The following is a 15,295-nucleotide window of genomic DNA, read 5'->3' on the forward strand; positions in this document are numbered from 1 at the left end:
GATGATTGCTTTTACTGCGGCGGAAATCGCCGACATCACCAACGGGCGCCTGGACGCCGATCCCGGAATCACGCCCCTGACGGTGGTGACGGATTCACGCGAAGCCGTACCGGGTTCGCTCTACGTCGCAAAACCCGGCGAGCACGCCGACGGCCACGATTTCATCGCGCAGGCCTTCGCGGCAGGTGCAGTCCTTGCGCTGGTGGAACGGGAAACCGACGGACCGGACGGCACGCGGTTCCCCGCCGTCGTCGTTCCCGATGCCGTCCTGGCCATGGGCGCCCTGGCCGCCGAAGCGGTCCGCCGCATCCGTACCGCCCGGGCCGGCAAGGGCCAGGAACTGACAGTGGTGGGCATCACCGGTTCCGCCGGCAAGACCACCACCAAGGACCTCCTCGCCGGGCTGTTCGCCGCCCACGGCAAGACCGTTGCCCCGAAGGGGTCGTACAACGGCGAAGTGGGCGTTCCCCTCACTGTCTTCCAGGCCGACGCCGGCACCCGCTACCTTGTGATCGAGATGGGGGCCACCGGGATCGGGCACATCCGTTACCTCGCCGACATGGTGAAGCCGGACATCGGCGTGGTACTGGCCGTGGGAACCGCGCACGCGGGCGAATTCGGGGGAGTGGAGAACATTGCCCTCGCCAAGGGCGAGATGGTGGAGGGCCTTTCCGCCGGCGGGACCGCAATCATCAACCTCGACGACGAACGGGTCGCCGCGATGCGCAGCCGGACGTCGGCCACGGTCCTGGGCTTCTCAGCCGAAGGACGCGGCGAAGCTGCCGTGCAGGCGCTGCATGCCGATACCAACAGCCAGGGCAACCCGGAGTTCGACCTCCAGCTGCCAGGCGACGGCCCGCACCACGTCAGCAGCAAACTCATCGGTGCCCACCACACCGGCAACCTGCTCGCCGCCGCGGCCGCCGCATTCGCCGCCGGCCTGACCGGCGCCGACATCGCCGCAGGGCTCAGCAGCCAGGCGCCCGCCAGCCGCTGGCGGATGGAACGTACGGAACGCCCTGACGGCGTCACCATCATCAACGACGCCTACAACGCCAACCCGGAGTCCATGCGGGCAGCGCTGCGGACACTCGCCGACCTGGGCCGGGGCCGCCGCACCTGGGCGGTCCTGGGCGCAATGCTCGAACTTGGCGAGGATTCCATCCGCGAACACACCGCGGTGGGGACACAGGTGGTACGCCTGAATATCTCCCGGCTGGTGGTGGTGGGACGCGAAGCCCGCCCGTTGTACGTCTCGGCGGTCCAGGAAGGGTCCTGGGGCGACGAATGCATCTTCGCCGAGACGGCCGACGAAGCCTACGACATCCTCAGCGACGGGCTCGAACCCGGCGACCTGGTGCTCTTCAAGTCCTCCAACAGCGTGGGACTGCGCCACTTGGGCGATCGGATAGCATTACCCCCACAAACCCCCCAGCACGCCGATGAAAGGAGCACTCTGCTGTGATTGCACTTTTGATCGGTGCCGGACTGGCCCTGCTGTGCGCCCTGGTGGGCACCCCCTTGTTCATCCGCCTGCTGGTACGCCGCGGCTACGGCCAGTTCATCCGCGACGACGGCCCCACCTCGCACCACACCAAGCGCGGGACGCCCACCATGGGCGGCACCGTGGTGGTGGCGGCCGTGCTGCTCAGCTACGGATTGACCCACCTCATCATGTTCATGATGAACCCCGATTCGCCCGGCCCCTCGGCCTCGGCGCTGATCCTGCTCTTCCTGATGGTGGGCATGGGCCTGGTGGGGTTCCTCGACGACTTCATTAAGATCTCGCGCCAGCGCAGCCTGGGACTGAACGCCAAGGCCAAACTGATCCTGCAGGCCGCGGTCGGCGTCATCTTCGCCATCCTCGCCCTGAACTTTCCGGACGAATCCGGGCTCGCGCCGGCGTCCACCAAGATTTCCCTGGTCCGCGACCTGCCCTGGCTGGACCTGGCCTTCGGCGGTACCGTCCTTGGCGCAATCCTTTTCGTGATCTGGTCCAACCTGATCGTCACGGCGGCCACCAACGGCGTGAACCTCACCGACGGGCTGGACGGCCTCGCCGCAGGTGCCTCCGTCATGGTGTTCGGCGCGTACACGCTGATGGGAATCTGGCAGAGCAACCAGGCCTGCGGTTCGCCCCGCGAAGCCGGCAGCGGCTGCTACTCCGTCAGGGACCCGCTAGACCTTGCACTGCTGGCTGCCATCATGAGCGCCGCGCTGGTGGGCTTCCTGTGGTGGAACACCTCACCGGCCAAGATCTTCATGGGCGACACCGGATCCCTCGCCATCGGCGGCGCGATCGCGGGCTTCGCCATCCTGTCCCGCACCGAACTGCTGCTGGGCATCATCGGCGGACTTTTCGTTCTCATCACCCTCTCCGTCATCATCCAGGTGGGCTACTTCAAGGCAACCGGCGGCAAACGCGTGTTCAAGATGGCGCCGCTGCAGCACCACTTCGAGCTCAAGGGATGGGCGGAAGTCACGGTGGTGGTCCGGTTCTGGATCCTCGGCGGCCTGTTCGTCGCCGTCGGCCTGGGTATCTTCTACGCTGAATGGGTTGTGCTGCTGTGACCGTCTCCTCGCGCCTGGAAAACCTCGTTACCTGGGATTCTGACTGGGCCGGGCTGCGGGTGGCAGTTACCGGCATCGGCGTCTCCGGCTTCGCCGCCGCGGACACCCTGATCGAACTCGGCGCCCGCGTGGTGGTGGTCGATGCAGCCACCAGCGACACCGCCAAAGCCTCCGCCGATACCCTGAAGATCGTCGGTGCGGCCGACGTCCTGCTCGGTGAGGAAGCCGTCACGAGGATTCCCCGGATTGACGGCGAACTGCCGGAACTGATTGTCACTTCACCCGGCTGGCGGCCCGACCAGGCGCTGCTGGCGGCCGCCGCCCGTGCGCACATCCCGGTGTGGGGCGACGTCGAACTCGCCTGGCGGGTCCGCCGGCGCGAAGGCCGCAAGACCGCCGACTGGCTGGCCATCACCGGCACCAACGGCAAGACCACCACCGTGGGCCTGACGGAGTCCATGCTGCGAGCGGCAGGCCTGAAAGCCATCGCCGTAGGCAACGTGGGCACCCCCATCCTGGACGCCCTCCGCGACCCCGTCGAGTACGACGTCCTCGCCGTGGAACTGTCCAGTTTCCAGCTGCACTGGGCCGAATCCCTGTCACCGGTGGCCAGCGTCTGCCTGAACGTCGCCGAAGACCACGTGGACTGGCACGGATCCTACGACTCCTACCTCGCGGACAAGGCAAAGGTCTACGAGGGCACCCAGAAGGCCTGCATCTACAACGCCGAGCAGTTCGAGACCGAACGCATGGTGGAGAACGCCGACGTGGTGGAGGGATGCCGCGCCATCGGGTTCACCACCAACACCCCCGCCATCAGCATGCTCGGCGTGGTCGAGAACCTCCTGGTGGACCGCGCGTTCATCGAAGAACGGCGCGACAGTGCCGCCGAACTGGCGGCCCTCAGCGACCTGGGCGCCCTCGCTCCCCGGCACATGGTGGCCAACGCGCTGGCGGCCGCAGGACTGGTCCGCGCCTACGGCGTGGACCCGTCAGCGGTCCGGCAGGGCATCAGGGACTACGTTCCCGGCGACCACCGCATCCAGCCCGTGGCCCGCCACAACGGTGTCCTGTGGATCAACGATTCCAAGGCCACCAACCCGCACGCGGCCGCCGCCTCACTGGCAGCGTTCAGCAAGGTCGTGTGGATCGCCGGCGGACTGTCCAAGGGCGTCACCTACGACGACCTGGTGCGGGAGCAGGCGCACCGGCTCAAGGCGGTAGTCCTGATTGGCGCCGACTCCGCAAGCCTCGCCGAGGCCCTCCGGCGACACGCGCCGGATGTCCCGGTGATCGCCGCGGCGTCGGGTGACACTGAAGAGGTGCAGTCTGCTGCAACGGAAAGTGCCACAGATACCGGTTCCACCCTGCCGGGGGAACAGGTCATGGCGCTGGCCGTCGCGGCAGCAGCCCGTCACGCCGAATCCGGTGACACTGTGCTGATGGCTCCGGCCGCTGCCTCCATGGATCAGTTCTCTTCCTACGCACACCGTGGCAACGCATTCATCGAAGCCGTCCGCGGGTTGGTGGAAGGGCAGGCCAAGACCGGCGAGGAGTAACAATGGTCAGCACGCCAACACGCCGGCAGCCAGCAGGACGCCAGGGCCACCGGCCCGGCTCCACCGCCACCAAGGCGCAGCCTCCGGCGACGCTCCCGGTCCGGCTCAAGCAGGGATACCGCAGGTTCTGGTCGGCACTCGAAGGCAACGGAACCTCCCGCAACGGCTCAACCTACTACCTCATCCTCGGGTCCACGCTCGCGCTGACGGCCATTGGCATCATGATGGTGCTGTCCGCGTCGAGCGTCGAGTCCATCGCTGCCGGGAAGTCGCCGTACGGCGACGCCCTGAAGCAGGGAATGTTCGCGGGGATCGGCATCTTCACCATGTTCGTGCTGTCCCGCATCAACGTGGTGTGGCTGAAACGGCTGGCCTACCCTGCGATCATCACTGCCGTGGTGCTGCTGGGACTGGTCCAGGTGGTCGGCGCCGAGGTGAACGGCAACAAGAACTGGATCGACCTCGGCGGCATCACGTTCCAGCCGTCGGAGGCGTCAAAGCTCGCACTGGCGCTCTGGATGGCCACGGTACTGGCCATGAAGGGGAAGCTGCTGCGGCAGTGGCAGCACATCGTGGTCCCGGCGGTGCCAATGGCCATCGTCATCATCGGCCTGGTGCTGGTGGGCAATGACCTTGGCACGGCCATGATCATCATGATGATTGCCGCCGCAGCCCTGTTCTTCGCCGGCGTCCCGCTGTATTTCTTCGGGATCGCCGGGCTCATGGGCGCGGCAGGCGCAGCGATCATGGCCGTCACCAGCTCCAACCGGATGTGCCGCATCACCTCATGGTGGACCGGGGAGTCCTGCGCGGACGGCATCGACGCCAACTACCAGGCCACCAACGGGCTCTACGGGCTCGCTTCCGGCGGCTGGCTCGGCGTCGGACTCGGACAAAGTCGGCAGAAGTACAGCTGGATCCCGGAAGCCCACAACGACTTCATCTTCGCGATCATCGGCGAGGAACTCGGACTGGTGGGGACCGTCGTCGTGCTCATCCTGTTCGCGATCCTGGGCGCTGCGATCTACCGCGTCGTCGTCGCCCAGGAGGATACCTTCCACCGCGTCCTGGCCGGCACCATCATGGTGTGGCTCCTGGGCCAGGCCACCGTGAACATGTCCGTGGTGACCGGCCTGATGCCCGTCATCGGCGTCCCGCTGCCCTTCATCTCCTATGGCGGCTCCGCACTGCTGATGTCCCTCTGCGCCATCGGCGTGGTGCTGTCCCTGGCACGGGAACAGATGGCGCCCGCCATGCGGCCCAAACGGATGCTGAAATTCAAGGCCATGGGGCGGGAGAAAACCCCACGGAAACCCAAGACTGCAAGAAAGCGTGCCTGACCCCACATGAACCCGAAGTCCCCCTCCATCGTCCTGGCCGGCGGCGGAACAGCCGGCCACATCAGCCCGCTCCTGGCCATCGCCGCTGCGCTGCGGACGGCGTCCCCCGGCGCGGCAATCCTCGCCGTCGGCACGCCATCGGGCATGGAAACCCGGCTCGTCCCGGCAGCCGGCGTGGAACTGGCAACGATCGACAGGGTGCCGTTCCCGCGGAAACCGTCCGCCGATCTGCTGCGCCTTCCGGGCCGGCTGGCCGCCGCAGTGCGCCAGGCCGGGGACATTCTTGACCGTGCCTCGGCCGATGTCCTCGTCGGGGTTGGCGGCTACGTCTGCACACCGATGTACCTCGCAGCCCGCAAGCGCCGGATCCCCATCGTCATCCATGAGGCGAACGCCCGCCCGGGGCTGGCCAACAAGGTCGGTGCCCGGTTCACCGACCGGGTGGCCGTCGCCTTCGAGGGGACCCCGCTGCGCCACGCCCGCCACGTCGGCATGCCGATGCGCACCGATATCTCCGGACTGGACCGGTCCGCAGCGCGCACATCCGCACGGGAAACCCTGGGACTGGACCCCGCGCAGCCCACGCTCATCGTCACCGGCGGCTCCTCGGGCGCCCAAAGCATCAACCGCACCATTGCCGCCTCCGTGGGCCAGCTTGCCGCCGCGGGCATCCAGACGCTGCACATCACCGGGCGGGGAAAATCCGTGCTGGACGGCGCCGGCCAACCCTTGACGGCGCCCGGCTACCGCCAGGTGGAGTACGTCGACGGCATGGAACTGGTCTACGCAGCTGCGGACGTGCTGCTGGCCCGGGCCGGTGCCGCAACCGTCTGTGAGGTCGCCGCCGTCGGTGTTCCCGCGGTCCTGGTGCCCCTGCCCATCGGGAACGGGGAGCAGGCACTGAACGCCGCCGGCCTGGTGGCCGCCGGGGGAGCCCTCCTGGTGCAGGACCGGGACTTCACCGACGAATGGCTCGCCAAGGAACTGGTCCCGCTGGTCACCGACAAAGCCCGGCTGGCCACCATGGAAGCCAACTCGTACCGCCTTGGCGTCCGGGACGCCGACCGGCGGATGGCCACCCTCGTCCTGGAAGCGGTATCCGCATGAACAACCCCACCAACGGTTCCCCGGCCGGCTCCCTGGCCTCCCTGGGCAACGTCCACTTCATCGGCGTCGGCGGTGTCGGCATGTCCGCCGTCGCCCGCATCATGGTGGCCCGCGGCGTCCCGGTCAGCGGGTCCGACGCCAAGGACCTGCCGGTCATGGCCGACCTCTCCGCGCAGGGCGCACGGATCGCCGTCGGTTACTCCGCCGCCAACCTCGGCGACGCCCGGACGGTGGTGGCAGGCTCAGCCATCCGGGACGACAACCCGGAGCTGGCCGCGGCGCGGGAGGCAGGCCTTCCTGTCCTTCACCGGTCCGAAGCCCTGGCCGCCACGATGGGGGAGGACACCGTGGTCACCATCGCCGGCACGCACGGCAAGTCCACCACCACGTCCATGGTCACCGTCCTGCTCCAGGGCGCCGGACTGGACCCGTCGTTCGCCATCGGAGCCAACGTCCCCGCGCTCGGCGTCAACGCCGCCAGCGGAACGTCGGACATCTTCGTTGCCGAGGCCGACGAATCCGACGGATCGTTCCTGAACTACCGGCCCCGCATCGCCGTCGTCACCAACGTGGAAGCGGACCACCTGGACCACTACGGAACCGCCGAAGCCGTGTACGAATCCTTCGACCGGTTCACGGCCCTGCTGCCGGCCGGCGGGCTGCTGGTGGCCTGCGCGGACGACGCCGGCGCACGCGCCCTCGCGGAACGCACCCGGAGCCGCGGCAACACCCGCGTCCTGCTCTACGGCACCTCGGAGGACGCCGATGTGCTGCTGCACGACGACGGACCGGGCAGCGTCGCCGTCTCCATCCCCGAGGGCCGGTTCAGCCTCGCCCTGCAGGTCCCCGGGCGCCACAACGCCCTCAACGCTGCCGCTGCGTTCGCGGTTGCCCTGGAACTCGGGGTGGACCCCGCCGCCGCCGCAGCCGCCCTGGGAGGTTTCTCCGGCGCAGCCCGCCGCTTCGAACTCAAAGGCGAGGCACGCGGCGTCAGGGTCTTCGATGACTATGCGCACCATCCCACGGAGGTCCGGGCAGCGCTGACCGCCGCACGCTCGGTGGCAGCCGGGCACAAGGTGCACGTCCTGTTCCAGCCGCACCTGTTCTCCCGCACGCGCGAATTCGCCCGTGAATTCGCCGCGGCCTTGGACCTTGCAGACACGGCACTGGTCCTGGACATCTACCCCGCGCGCGAGGACCCCATTCCCGGTGTCACCAGCCAACTGATCACCGGCCACATGGCCGGTGGAGGCCGGCTGGCGGCCGCCGGCGAGGCCGTTGCCCTCATCGCGGACGCTGCCCGCGAAGGCGACATCGTGCTGACGGCCGGCGCAGGGGACGTGACCGCGTACGGGCCCAGGATCGTCGAGGCCCTGCGTGGCTAGCACGCGGCGCCCCACTTACACCCCGGTGCGCGGCAAGGAAACGTCCGGTGCCGGAAGCCGGCCCGGAACGCAGGAGGACGGCGGCACGGACGACGTGATCTCTGCCTCCCGCAACGTACCCGCGGCAACGGGCAAGCCCGCCTCTTCCGGCAGGATCCCGCCAGGGAAGACCTCGACAGGGAAGACCTCGACAGGGAAGGCCTCGCCGGGGAAGGACGCTCCGGCGCCGGGCGCCAACGTCCTGGCGTTCCCGGAACCCAAAGGCAGGCGCCGCAGGCGCAGGGTGCTGACCGCCGTCGCCACGGTGTGCGTGCTGGTGGCGGCCCTCCTGGCGGCCGCCATCTATTCTCCGGTCTTGGCACTCCACACGGTCTCGGTGTCCGGAACATCGCTGCTGTCGCCCGCCCAGGTCCAGGCCGCGCTTGAACCGCTCAAGGGCAAGCCGCTGCCGCAGATCACCGACGATGAAGTCCGGAGCCTCCTCGAACCCCTTGTCCAGGTGAAATCAGTCTCCGCCGAGGCCCGTCCGCCGTCGGAACTTGCCGTCATTGTCCGGGAACGTATCCCGGTGGCCCTGGTGAAGCAGGGGGAGCAGTACAAGCTGGTGGATGTCGACGGTGTTCAGCTGGCCACGACCGCGGACCCGGCGGCCGTCTCCCTGCCGCTGATTGACGGCGGCGCCGGTGCCATCGGCCAGGACTTGTTCAAGGCCACTGCTGCCGTCCTGGGAGCGCTGCCCGCCGACGTCCTGGCAAAGCTGTCCAACGCCTCCGCAAAGTCCGTGGACGCCGTGGAACTCAAGCTCGTGGACGGCCAGACCATCGTCTGGGGAAACGCCTCGGAAAAGGAACTCAAGGCCAAGGTTCTCGCCGCTTTGCTGAAGGTCCCGGCAGACCCGAAGAACCCCGTACAGGTGTATGACGTCAGTGTCCCGAGGCATCCGGTGACACGGTAAGCTGCTAACTTCCCGGTATTAATCCGACACGCGGACCCGGTCATTGAATGTCGGAACCAGAGGAAATACCGTCACAGACATGAGTTACTTGACATAACTATAACCTTCAACTCGAAGGTTAAGGTTGCTGGTTTCAAGCTCACCATCAGTTTTCGCAATAAGACACGAACAAGGGACACGTAACGTGGCAGCTCCGCAGAATTACTTGGCCGTCATCAAAGTCGTCGGCATCGGCGGCGGTGGCGTGAACGCAGTCAACCGCATGATCGAGGTCGGCCTCCGAGGTGTTGAATTCATCGCCATCAACACCGACGCCCAGGCCCTGCTGATGAGCGACGCCGACGTCAAGCTCGACGTCGGCCGTGAGCTGACCCGTGGCCTCGGCGCCGGCGCCAACCCGGAGGTCGGCAAGCAGGCCGCCGAAGACCACGCCGACGAGATCGAGGAAGTCCTCCGCGGAGCGGACATGGTGTTCGTCACGGCCGGCGAAGGCGGCGGCACCGGCACCGGCGGCGCCCCCGTCGTGGCCCGCATCGCGCGCTCCCTTGGCGCCCTGACCATCGGCGTCGTGACCCGTCCCTTTACCTTCGAGGGCCGTCGCCGCGCCGGTTCCGCGGAGGCCGGCATCGACGCGCTCCGCGACGAGGTCGACACCCTGATCGTGATCCCCAACGACCGGCTCCTCTCCATCAGCGACCGCAACGTCTCCGTCCTGGACGCCTTCCGCTCCGCTGACCAGGTGCTGCTGTCCGGTGTCCAGGGCATCACGGACCTGATTACCACACCGGGCCTGATCAACCTCGACTTCGCCGACGTCAAGTCCGTCATGCAGGGCGCAGGCTCCGCGCTCATGGGCATCGGCTCCGCCCGGGGCGAAGACCGCGCCGTCAAGGCCGCCGAGCTCGCCATCGCCTCGCCGCTGCTGGAGGCATCCATCGACGGCGCCCACGGCGTGCTGCTCTCCATCCAGGGCGGCTCGGACCTCGGCCTGTTCGAAATCAATGAGGCCGCCCGCCTGGTGCAGGAAGTGGCCCACCCCGAAGCCAACATCATCTTCGGCGCTGTGATCGACGACGCCCTCGGCGACGAAGCCCGCGTCACCGTCATCGCGGCAGGGTTCGACGACGTCAAGGCCACCTCGCCCTCCATGGACCAGTCGCAGCCACAGGCTGCGCCGCAGCGTCCTGCGGCCCCCGCGGCCGCGCCGGCGCAGGCGCCGGCATCCGGAAACCACCAGTCCAACGTCCACCCTGTGCACGCAGGCGTGGGTGCTGCCGGCCTGAGCAACTGGGGGCAGCAGCGGCCGGCCGCGGTCCCCGCGGACTCCGGGTTCGACGTCGACCTGCCCTCCGTGGTGGAGCCGGACCTCACCGGCAGCCACGCGGACGACCTGGATGTCCCCGACTTCCTGAAGTAGGCAGCGAGTTGTTCCACTGGCGGGCCGGCATCCTTCCCGGGGTGTCGGCCGCTTTCACGGACGGGCGGGCCGGAAACCTCGCCCTGCACGTCGGAGACGACCCCGCGTCTGTACACCGGCGCAGGGAACAGCTTGAGCATGCCATGGGCATCGGCGCCGGCACGCTGCGGTTCATGAACCAGGTCCACGGAACCGACGTCGCACTCATGGCGGCCGGCAGCACCGTGCCGGTGGCCGACGCCATGGTCTCCCGCGGCGTTCCCCTTGCCGTCATGGTGGCCGACTGCATCCCCGTCATCCTGGCCGGGGAATCCGCAGCGGGACCCGTCCTCGCCGCCGTCCATGCAGGCAGGCCGGGAGTGGCGGGCGGAGTCATCCCGGCAGCCGTTAAGGACATGGCGGAGTTGGGTGCCACTGGCATCCGGGCCTGGCTGGGCCCGTCGATCTGCGGCAGTTGCTACGAGGTTCCCGGTGCCCTGCAGGACGAGGTGGCAGCCGCTGTCCCCGCCACCCGCAGCACCACCTCCTGGGGAACCCCGGGACTGGACCTCCCCGCCGGGGCCCGCAGCCAGCTGGAAGAGGCGGGAGTCGCCGTCGAGTACAGCGGCCCCTGCACCCTGGAGAACTATTCCCTCTTCTCGTACCGCCGCGACCGCAATACCGGCCGCTTCGCGGGCGTGGTGTGGTGCCATGACTGACCCGGCAACCGTTGGCGACGCACGTTTCAGCGAACTCCAGGCGCGCCTGGCCGCAGTACGCGAACGGATCGCCAGAGCCACCGCAGCCGCCGGCCGCGGAACAGACCTGCCACGGCTGATAGTGGTCACCAAATTCCACCCTGCGGACGACATCCGCCGCCTGGCCGCCCTCGGTGTCACCGACGTCGGCGAGAACCGGGACCAGGAAGCTGCAGCCAAAGCCCAGGACCTTGCGGACGCCGGCCTAACCTGGCACTTCGTGGGCCAGCTGCAGACCAAGAAGGCCAAGTCAGTGGTCCGCTACGCCTCCGCCGTGCATTCCGTTGACCGGCCGCAGCTCGTCGACGCCCTCGCCAAGGCCGTCCTCAACGAACAGGCCGCTTCCGGGCGGGGCAACCTCGACTGCTTCATCCAGGTTAGCCTCGAGGACGACGCCGGGGCCCACCGCGGAGGAGCGGCTCCCGCCGACGTGCCAGGGCTGGCGGAGCGGATCGCGGAAGCCGGAGGACTTCGGCTCGCCGGTGTCATGGCGGTGGCGCCACTCGGTGCTGCGCCGGAACCGGCCTTCGAAAAGCTGGCGCGGATCTCGCAGCGGCTGGTGGCCGACCACCCCTCCGCCACCGCCATGTCCGCCGGAATGAGCCAGGACCTGGAAGCCGCCGTCACATTCGGGGCGACACACCTGCGGATCGGTTCCGATATTCTCGGATCGCGTCCGGCCGTGCGGTAGCGTCGGGACTATTGGAAGTGATGGGCGGGGGACTCCAGTGCTGTCAAATCATTGGGCGGCCCGCTTTACGGGACACGAATAGGAGTCGACCATGGCCGGCGCTCTGCGCAAGACAATGATCTATCTTGGGCTCGCCGACGGCGATGAGCATTACGAGTCCGAGCAACTGAACACACGTAAGGATGAGGACGAACCTATGGAAGCAGACCGCGAGGAGCGCCGTGCACCAGCACCCGTCCGCGAGGTCGCCCGCGAAACGTCCTACACCCCCGAAGAGGAATACCGCGCCCCTGTGACCCCCATCAAGCGTGCGGCCTCAAGCCGCGAAGAAACCTCCGGCCTTCGCCAGATCACCACCATCCACCCCCGCTCATACAACGATGCCAAACTCATCGGCGAGAGCTTCAGGGACGGCATTCCGGTGATCATGAACGTCACGGACATGGGGGAGTCCGACGCAAAGCGCCTGGTCGACTTCTCGGCCGGCCTGGTGTTCGGCCTCCGCGGAAGCATCGAGCGCGTCACCAACAAGGTATTCCTGCTCTCCCCGTCCTACGTCGAAGTCCTCGGCGACGACAAGAAGAGCAGTGACAACCAGGCCAGCTTCTTCAACCAGAGCTGACCTCCAAGCAGCGGACGGATGCCAGGCAGGGACACCTGTCTGGCATCTGTGCTGAAATAGACAAGACAGAACGGCGCCACCGCGGCGCGCGCAGTTGAACCGCGCAACCGAACAAGGAGATTTGTGGGATAAGGCATGGGAATCGTTTTCGGACTTGTCTACCTCGCACTCCTGCTCTTTTTCGTCGCCCTGATCATCCGCCTGGTCTACGACTGGGTCCAGATGTTCGCCCGGGAGTGGCGCCCCCGCGGCATCGCCCTGGTAGTGGCCCACGCCGTCTACTCCATCACCGATCCGCCGCTGAAGGTCCTTCGCCGGCTGATCCCGCCGCTGCGCCTTGGCGGGATCTCCCTTGACCTGGGGTTCCTTATTCTTTTCATCGCCGTCAGCATCGCGATGGGGATAACCAGAAGCTTCGCCTGACCACCAGAAGTACCCCTGTGCCACTGGCAGCGCCCGCCGGGAACTGCCACCGTGACACCGGGAAACACGAGTTTGACACCACAGTGTTGAATTAGAGTAAGCAGACCAAATTTAGGTACCGTAGTTTTGACGGCCGGAAGGCCTACTGACTAACCAGACCAGTGAGGTGACCAGATGGCTTTGACGCCAGAAGACGTTGTCAACAAGCGCTTTCAGCCGACCAAGTTCCGCGAGGGCTACGACCAGGACGAAGTTGACGACTTCCTGGACGAGATCGTCGTCGAACTCCGCCGCCTGAACCAGGAGAACGACGAGCTCCGCAAGAAGCTCGCCGAAGCCGGGTCCAGCGTTCCCGCCAGCGCCGCTGCCGCGCCCGTGGTGGAAAAGGTCCCCGCGCCCGTCAAGGCTGACAAGGACGAAGCCCGCGAGAAGGCCGAGGCCGAAGCCAAGGCTGCCGAAGCGAAGAAGAAGGACGTCCAGCCGGCCGCGCCCGCTGCCGCTGCGCCGGCCGCTCAGGCTTCCGGTTCCACTCCCTCTGCCGAGTCCGCTGCAGGCCTGCTGGCCATGGCCCAGCAGATGCACGACCGCCACGTCGCCGACGGCCAGGCCCAGAAGGACAAGATCATCGCCGAAGCGCAGATCGAAGCCAGCAGCCTCGTCAACGACGCCCAGGAGAAGTCCCGCAAGATCCTCGGCGCACTGGAACAGCAGCGCTCCGTGCTGGAACGCAAGGTGGAACAGCTCCGCGGCTTCGAGCGCGACTACCGCTCCCGCCTGAAGGCCTACATCGAAGGCCAGCTCCGCGACCTCGACGCCCGCGGTTCCGTGGCAACCCCGGAAGTCAGCGAAGCCAACTAGTCCGCTGGCCGGATAGAGTACGTACTTGGAAAAGCCGGTGGCCGAGGATCCCTCGGCCGCCGGCTTCTTCGCATTGACCCCGGTTTTACGAACGAAAGCACCATGACTGACGAACTTGCCGCCGGCGCCGCGCGCCCTGTCCCGCCGTCACCCCGACCCCGCCGCGCCGTGCTGCTGTCCTGGTTCGCCGGATTCGCAGTCTTTGCCTACGTCTTCGACCAACTGACCAAACTCTGGGTGACGTCGAACATGGTGGAGGGCGAACGCATCCCCGTGCTGCCGCCTGTCCTGCACTGGTACTTCATCCGGAACTCGGGAGCCGCCTTTTCCATCGGGGAGAACGTCACCTGGGTGTTCTCCATCATCATGGCCGCCGTCGCCGTCGCCATCCTCTTCCAGGTCCGCAAGCTGGGCTCCGTCTGGTGGGCCCTTGCACTCGGGCTGCTGCTCGGCGGTGCGCTGGGCAACCTGACGGACCGGCTCTTCCGTGAACCCTCCTTCGGCATGGGCCACGTGGTGGATTTCATCCAGCTCCCCAACTTTGCCATCTTCAACATCGCCGATTCCGCCGTGGTCTCCGCCGTGGCCATCATCTGCATCCTGACCCTGCGGGGCATCTCCCTGGACGGCACCCGGGTGCACAACGCACGGAAGGACGACGCCGGAGATGCCTGAGCGGATAGAGGTCGCCGAAGAATTCGCCGGCACCCGCGCGGACGCCGGACTTGCCGGGATCCTCGGAATCTCGCGCTCCGCAGCCGCGGCCCTCATCGCGGAAGGGCATGTGCTGAGCCGTGGCAAACCGTTGGGGAAGTCGGCAAAGCTGGCCGCCGGCGACGTCCTGGAAGTCAGCATCCCGGAGCGGCGTGATCCGCTGGAAGTGGTGGAGGAAGAAGTGGAAGGCCTGAAGATCCTGCTCGACGACGACGACTTCGTGGTGGTCGACAAACCCGTGGGCGTCGCCGCCCACCCCTCGCCCGGCTGGGTCGGCCCCACCGTCGTCGGGGGACTGGCGGGCGCGGGATACCGCATATCCACCTCCGGCGCTCCGGAACGTGCCGGCATCGTCCACCGGCTCGACGTCGGAACTTCCGGCGTCATGGTCGTGGCCAAGACCGAACGGGCGTACACCGCACTCAAGCGGGCCTTTAAGGACCGCACCGTGGACAAGGTGTACCACGCCGTGGTGCAGGGGCTTCCCGATCCGCTGGAGGGCACCATCGACGCGCCCATCGGCCGCCACCCCGGACACGACTGGCGGTTCGCCGTCACTGAGGAGGGGCGCCCGTCGGTCACCCACTACGAGGTGCTGGAAGCGTTCGGCAAGGCCACGCTGGTGGAAGTCCATCTGGAGACCGGCAGGACCCACCAGATCCGGGTCCACTTCTCCGCCCTCCGGCACCCCTGCGCCGGTGACCTGACGTACGGTGCGGACCCCCGCCTCGCGGCCACCCTGGGACTGACCCGTCAGTGGCTCCACGCCCGGGAACTAGGCTTCGACCATCCCGTCACGGGGGAGCGGGTGCGGGTGACCAGCGACTACCCTCAGGACCTTGCCTACGCACTGGAGGTGCTCGGCTCAGGACGTGCCTGAGCCGGGTGGGTTGACCGGCAAGCCGGGAACCCAGCG

At 67.5% G+C, this 15,295-nt stretch carries 15 protein-coding genes; all 15 read left to right on the plus strand.

What is annotated here, in order from left to right:
* The first annotated feature begins 1 nt into the window (after nucleotide 1).
* The 15 genes from AS031_RS04965 to AS031_RS05035 all read left to right on the plus strand — a co-directional run bounded on the left by AS031_RS04965 (nucleotide 2) and on the right by AS031_RS05035 (nucleotide 15,259).
* Nucleotides 2-1,465 carry a UDP-N-acetylmuramoyl-tripeptide--D-alanyl-D-alanine ligase gene (locus tag AS031_RS04965; protein WP_058267043.1) on the plus strand — a complete coding sequence of 488 codons (1,464 nt, stop codon included), beginning with the start codon at nucleotides 2-4 and terminating at the stop codon, nucleotides 1,463-1,465.
* Nucleotides 1,462-2,571, plus strand: coding sequence for a phospho-N-acetylmuramoyl-pentapeptide-transferase (mraY, locus tag AS031_RS04970; protein WP_058267044.1), 1,110 nt, complete (start codon nucleotides 1,462-1,464; stop codon nucleotides 2,569-2,571). The genes AS031_RS04965 and mraY overlap by 4 nt, the downstream gene beginning before the upstream one ends.
* Nucleotides 2,553-4,130, plus strand: a complete 1,578-nt coding sequence (murD, locus tag AS031_RS04975; RefSeq protein WP_058267045.1) for a UDP-N-acetylmuramoyl-L-alanine--D-glutamate ligase — start codon at nucleotides 2,553-2,555, stop codon at nucleotides 4,128-4,130. The genes mraY and murD overlap by 19 nt, the downstream gene beginning before the upstream one ends.
* Nucleotides 4,131-4,132: 2 nt before the next feature.
* Nucleotides 4,133-5,470, plus strand: coding sequence for a putative lipid II flippase FtsW (gene ftsW, locus AS031_RS04980; protein ID WP_058267046.1), 1,338 nt, complete (start codon nucleotides 4,133-4,135; stop codon nucleotides 5,468-5,470).
* Between the two features lie 6 nt (nucleotides 5,471-5,476).
* Entirely contained in the window at nucleotides 5,477-6,577 is a 1,101-nt protein-coding gene (gene murG, locus AS031_RS04985; RefSeq protein WP_058267047.1) for an undecaprenyldiphospho-muramoylpentapeptide beta-N-acetylglucosaminyltransferase, read from the plus strand.
* A complete protein-coding gene (gene murC / locus AS031_RS04990) occupies nucleotides 6,574-7,962 on the plus strand; it encodes a UDP-N-acetylmuramate--L-alanine ligase (protein WP_058267048.1) in 1,389 nt (462 codons plus the stop codon). Before murG ends, murC begins: the two co-directional genes overlap by 4 nt.
* Nucleotides 7,955-8,917 (plus strand): cell division protein FtsQ/DivIB, encoded by a 963-nt coding sequence (locus AS031_RS04995; protein WP_058267049.1) that lies wholly within the window; start codon nucleotides 7,955-7,957, stop codon nucleotides 8,915-8,917. Before murC ends, AS031_RS04995 begins: the two co-directional genes overlap by 8 nt.
* Before the next feature lie 184 nt (nucleotides 8,918-9,101).
* Nucleotides 9,102-10,334, plus strand: coding sequence for a cell division protein FtsZ (gene ftsZ, locus AS031_RS05000; RefSeq protein ID WP_058267050.1), 1,233 nt, complete (start codon nucleotides 9,102-9,104; stop codon nucleotides 10,332-10,334).
* A gap of 8 nt (nucleotides 10,335-10,342) precedes the next feature.
* Nucleotides 10,343-11,032, plus strand: a complete 690-nt coding sequence (locus AS031_RS05005; RefSeq protein WP_058267051.1) for a purine nucleoside phosphorylase YfiH/LACC1 family protein — start codon at nucleotides 10,343-10,345, stop codon at nucleotides 11,030-11,032.
* Nucleotides 11,025-11,762 carry a YggS family pyridoxal phosphate-dependent enzyme gene (locus tag AS031_RS05010; protein WP_058267052.1) on the plus strand — a complete coding sequence of 246 codons (738 nt, stop codon included), beginning with the start codon at nucleotides 11,025-11,027 and terminating at the stop codon, nucleotides 11,760-11,762. The genes AS031_RS05005 and AS031_RS05010 overlap by 8 nt, the downstream gene beginning before the upstream one ends.
* A gap of 91 nt (nucleotides 11,763-11,853) precedes the next feature.
* Nucleotides 11,854-12,384 (plus strand): cell division protein SepF, encoded by a 531-nt coding sequence (locus AS031_RS05015; protein WP_058267053.1) that lies wholly within the window; start codon nucleotides 11,854-11,856, stop codon nucleotides 12,382-12,384.
* Between the two features lie 135 nt (nucleotides 12,385-12,519).
* Nucleotides 12,520-12,807 carry a YggT family protein gene (locus tag AS031_RS05020; protein WP_058267054.1) on the plus strand — a complete coding sequence of 96 codons (288 nt, stop codon included), beginning with the start codon at nucleotides 12,520-12,522 and terminating at the stop codon, nucleotides 12,805-12,807.
* A gap of 174 nt (nucleotides 12,808-12,981) precedes the next feature.
* Nucleotides 12,982-13,665, plus strand: coding sequence for a DivIVA domain-containing protein (locus tag AS031_RS05025; RefSeq protein ID WP_058267055.1), 684 nt, complete (start codon nucleotides 12,982-12,984; stop codon nucleotides 13,663-13,665).
* 102 nt (nucleotides 13,666-13,767) lie between these two features.
* Entirely contained in the window at nucleotides 13,768-14,340 is a 573-nt protein-coding gene (lspA, locus tag AS031_RS05030; protein ID WP_058267056.1) for a signal peptidase II, read from the plus strand.
* Nucleotides 14,333-15,259 (plus strand): RluA family pseudouridine synthase, encoded by a 927-nt coding sequence (locus tag AS031_RS05035; RefSeq protein WP_058267057.1) that lies wholly within the window; start codon nucleotides 14,333-14,335, stop codon nucleotides 15,257-15,259. The genes lspA and AS031_RS05035 overlap by 8 nt, the downstream gene beginning before the upstream one ends.
* The last annotated feature ends 36 nt before the right edge of the window (nucleotides 15,260-15,295 follow it).

It is taken from the genome of Pseudarthrobacter enclensis (assembly GCF_001457025.1).
GTDB lineage: Bacteria > Actinomycetota > Actinomycetes > Actinomycetales > Micrococcaceae > Arthrobacter > Arthrobacter enclensis.

Bases quoted from the DNA above. Each gene is read 5' to 3' on its own strand.
- murG (WP_058267047.1), top strand. From the start codon at position 5,477: ATGAACCCGAAGTCCCCCTCCATCGTCCTGGCCGGCGGCGGAACAGCC.
- ftsW (WP_058267046.1), top strand. From the start codon at position 4,133: ATGGTCAGCACGCCAACACGCCGGCAGCCAGCAGGACGCCAGGGCCAC.
- murD (WP_058267045.1), top strand. From the start codon at position 2,553: ATGGGTTGTGCTGCTGTGACCGTCTCCTCGCGCCTGGAAAACCTCGTT.
- AS031_RS04965 (WP_058267043.1), top strand. From the start codon at position 2: ATGATTGCTTTTACTGCGGCGGAAATCGCCGACATCACCAACGGGCGC.
- lspA (WP_058267056.1), top strand. From the start codon at position 13,768: ATGACTGACGAACTTGCCGCCGGCGCCGCGCGCCCTGTCCCGCCGTCA.
- AS031_RS05015 (WP_058267053.1), top strand. From the start codon at position 11,854: ATGGCCGGCGCTCTGCGCAAGACAATGATCTATCTTGGGCTCGCCGAC.
- AS031_RS05020 (WP_058267054.1), top strand. From the start codon at position 12,520: ATGGGAATCGTTTTCGGACTTGTCTACCTCGCACTCCTGCTCTTTTTC.
- AS031_RS05010 (WP_058267052.1), top strand. From the start codon at position 11,025: ATGACTGACCCGGCAACCGTTGGCGACGCACGTTTCAGCGAACTCCAG.
- AS031_RS05025 (WP_058267055.1), top strand. From the start codon at position 12,982: ATGGCTTTGACGCCAGAAGACGTTGTCAACAAGCGCTTTCAGCCGACC.
- AS031_RS05035 (WP_058267057.1), top strand. From the start codon at position 14,333: ATGCCTGAGCGGATAGAGGTCGCCGAAGAATTCGCCGGCACCCGCGCG.
- murC (WP_058267048.1), top strand. From the start codon at position 6,574: ATGAACAACCCCACCAACGGTTCCCCGGCCGGCTCCCTGGCCTCCCTG.